General features: G+C 59.3%; 1 pseudogene. It reads right to left on the reverse strand.

Going from position 1 to position 565, the window contains the following annotated elements:
* A pseudogene (locus ALO80_RS15095) lies at positions 1-565 on the reverse strand (hypothetical protein); the annotation flags it as partial.

Consider the following 565-nt stretch of genomic DNA (forward strand, 5'->3'; position numbering starts at 1 on the left):
CGCCATTTGTGGCGATCTTTCCAGGCTTGCAGGGCCTCGTCGGAGGGCGCGCTGCCGTAACGCATTTCAATCGATTTGCGCATGTCCAGGCTCTTGAACATGTCCGGCATCAGCAGAAAATCGCCGGGAACGTTACTGCTGTTGATCTGCGCCTGCTCAAGGATGCACTGCTCGAAGTAAGCTTCGAGCTCGCCCAGATACTGCTGGGTGAGCGCCGCATTGCCGCGCACCGATGCAGGCAGTTTCTCCGGTTCGCTCTCTGCGCCACATAGCGTGGTGACGGTCTGGGCGATCTGTACCTTGTGTTCGTGCTCGGCTTGCCAGTTGCGGTAAGCGGCCTGATCGGCCGCCAGCTGCATGCCCAGATCGTTGAAAATAGCCAGCGGGTCATCCAAAGCAATGAGCAGGGAACTGTCCTGATCGTCGACGCTGCCTTGCCAGAAGACGTCAGCGCCGAGCGGCGAAAACAGCGGCTGGTTTTCTTCGCTGGAGGCCTGCGATGCAGGAATCGCCGAGTCTGCAAACCGGTCATCATCGACCACATGCTCCTTGTCGATGTCCGCCA

The organism is Pseudomonas caricapapayae, assembly GCF_001400735.1.
In the GTDB taxonomy this organism is placed as follows: domain Bacteria; phylum Pseudomonadota; class Gammaproteobacteria; order Pseudomonadales; family Pseudomonadaceae; genus Aquipseudomonas; species Aquipseudomonas caricapapayae.